This window comes from Streptomyces sp. NPDC055189 (assembly GCF_053606765.1).
In genome coordinates this window covers 1-1,436 of record NZ_JBSGSG010000195.1, presented here as the reverse complement: position 1 = coordinate 1,436, position 1,436 = coordinate 1, and the positions used below count along the sequence as shown (strand labels likewise).

The 1,436-nt window shown below is 68.5% G+C and carries 1 protein-coding gene; it reads left to right on the top strand.

The annotated features are described in order from the left end of the window. Positions 1–219 precede the first annotated feature (219 nt). Positions 220–1,419, top strand: a complete 1,200-nt coding sequence (locus ACWFR3_RS46805) for an IS110 family transposase (RefSeq protein WP_453740816.1) — start codon at positions 220–222, stop codon at positions 1,417–1,419. The last annotated feature ends 17 nt before the right edge of the window (positions 1,420–1,436 follow it).

Here is a 1,436-nt window from a genome sequence, read left to right as displayed (position 1 = left end):
CCTACCTTCTTGAGTGCGTCCCGTGAGTTCGCGACTCTGGGTCTGCGCGGGTGGGGCAGGGATGGTTTTCATGCTGGCTGCCCTCCATGGCTTCGGTGGCTTGTCCCCCTGCCCCGCCACTTCTTCCGGACTGCTGATTAGGCTCTGCGGACCATCGCTGTGTAGGGCGAGGACAGGCGGAAGGAGTCGCGCCGCACGTCGCACAGCGAGGGGAGCGTCATGTCCGCCACCGCAGGATTCGACATCGCCAAGGAGTTCCACTGGCTCACCGTCGTTGACGGCCGCGCCCGGCTCCTGCTGAGTCACCGGGTCGACAACGATTCCGGCACCATCACCGCGGCTCTGGACGAGCTGCACGCCATCGAGGCCGGACACGGCCCGATCACCGTCGGTCTGGACGTGATCGGCGGTATCTCCGGCCTGCTCACCGCGATGCTGCTCGCGGACGGCTTCACCTGTGTCCACGTGCCCGGCCTGGCCGTCAACCGAGCCCGCCGGGGCACCCGGGGAGGCGAGAACAAGTCCGACCCCCGCGACGCCAAGGTCATCGCCGAACAGGTCCTGCTGCGCGACGATCTGCGGCCCGTCGAACTGCTCGACGAGGCCACCATCGAACTGCGGCTCCTGGTCGGCCACCGCACGCACCTGGTCCGGGACACCACCGCGCTCATCAACCGCCTGCGGGACCTGCTCACCGCCATCCACCCCGGCCTCGACCGGGTGGTTGCACCCAGAACCAAGGCCGGCATGACGCTGCTGTCCCGCTACGTCACCCCTGCCGAGATCCGCCGGGCCGGACCGGCCCGCATCACCGGCTACCTCACCCGGCACGGCGTGAACCAGCCCGCCGCCCGTGACCTGGCACAAGCCGCCGTTGCCGCGGCCACCTCCCAGACCACGACCGTGGCCGGCGAACGCCGCACGGCCCAGATGATCCGCGAGTTCGCCGACGAGCTCCTCAGGCTCCGCGCCAAATTGAAAGCCCTGGAAGACGAGATCGACCAGCTGGTCACCACCCACCCTGACGGGGCCCTCATCCGCAGCCTGCCGGGGATGGGGGTCGTTCTCACTGCCGAGTTCCTCGCGGCCGTTGGCAGCATCCGCCGGTTCGCCAGCAGCGACGCGCTTGCCGCCGCCTGCGGGCTCGCCCCGATCCTGTCCCAGTCCGGGAAGGTCCGATACTCGCGCGCAGCGACCGGTGGCGACAGAGCCCTCAAACGGGTCTTCTACCAATCGGCGTTCTGCGCGATCAAACACGATCCCGCCTCGCGGACCTACTACGACCGCAAGCGAGCCGAAGGCAAACGGCACCACCAAGCCCTGATCTCCTTGGCCCGACGCCGCGTGAACGTCCTCTACGCGATCCTCCGCGACCGACACGCCTACACACCACGGCCGCCTCTTCATCTCGTGGCTTGACGACAGCATTAGGCAGC